The organism is Sporosarcina sp. USHLN248 (assembly GCF_037144575.1).
Taxonomy (GTDB): Bacteria; Bacillota; Bacilli; order Bacillales_A; family Planococcaceae; genus Sporosarcina; species Sporosarcina contaminans.
This window is the reverse complement of record NZ_JBBCZC010000107.1, coordinates 1-550: the sequence shown is the minus strand read 5'-3', so window position 1 is coordinate 550 and position 550 is coordinate 1. Positions and strand designations below refer to the sequence as shown.

The following is a 550-nucleotide window of genomic DNA, read 5'->3' as shown; positions in this document are numbered from 1 at the left end:
GCGTCCGACCGCAGTGGAAATCAACTTTTCTAGTATTACTTCTATTTTAAAAGAAAAAAGACTGTAGGCAAACACCAAAAATTCCTGGTGTTTGTCTACAGTCTGAAATGAAGAATTTCTTCATTGTTTATTGTATATTGTTTAGCAAGGAGGGATTCCCAATGGCTAATGAGAAAAGAAATCAAATGGCGGATATGTTGTTGCAAAGCCTGTATGATTATCACTATGCATATAATGGAGCCAGCTATAATTTGCCTAAAGCGATGTTAGAAGCTGATGCACAAAGCAAAGCAGCTATCGAGTACCTTATTGAAAATGATTACGCGGCGGATAGTGGTCAAGGAACAGAGAGCCTCGTTTTAGCGATTACAAAGCAAGGCATGGATTATATTAATAATAAATAATTGAACATAAAGAAAGAACGTCCTATTCGGGCGTTCTTTCAGCTTGTTGACAAACGCTCGCATACTGCGTTGCTCGTCTCGCTCGTCCCCTCATGAACCTAAGTTCTATTCGGGTCTTCGCTCGACTTCGCGCCTTGTCTGACAAG

At 40.4% G+C, this 550-nt stretch carries 1 protein-coding gene; it reads left to right on the top strand.

The genetic code is table 11. From position 1 onward, the window contains the following. Positions 1–161 precede the first annotated feature (161 nt). The gene (locus tag WFH04_RS18125; RefSeq protein ID WP_336825723.1) at positions 162–404 is read left to right on the top strand and encodes a hypothetical protein; all 243 of its coding nucleotides are present in this window, start codon (positions 162–164) and stop codon (positions 402–404) included. The last annotated feature ends 146 nt before the right edge of the window (positions 405–550 follow it).